Annotated in this window: 1 pseudogene; it reads right to left on the bottom strand. The window is 68.0% G+C overall.

Annotated elements, in window-relative coordinates:
- Positions 1-93 precede the first annotated feature (93 nt).
- Positions 94-294 (bottom strand): annotated as a pseudogene (locus tag DBV14_RS32940) (methylmalonate-semialdehyde dehydrogenase (CoA acylating)); the annotation flags it as partial.

Below are 294 nucleotides of genomic sequence, written 5' to 3'. Positions count from 1 at the left end.
GACCTATTCGCTGCCCTGGTAGAAAAGAAAATGCCGCGGGCAGGGCCTGCAAGGCCCGTCCCGCGGCAAGGTCGCCGGATCAGTGCTCGGCGGTCAGCGGTTCGACGGAAACGCGAACACCGCGCCTTCGCGCACGCCGGCCGAGGGCCAGCGCTGCGTGATGGTCTTGCGCTTGGTATAGAAGCGCACGGCATCCGGGCCGTAGGCGTGCAGGTCGCCGAACAGCGAGCGCTTCCAGCCGCCGAACGAGTGGTAGGCCACGGGCACCGGCAGCGGCACGTTGATGCCGACCAT

It is taken from the genome of Variovorax sp. KBW07 (assembly GCF_003852515.1).
Classification (GTDB): Bacteria; Pseudomonadota; Gammaproteobacteria; order Burkholderiales; family Burkholderiaceae_C; genus Variovorax.
This window is presented reverse-complemented; position numbering and strand designations above follow the sequence as displayed.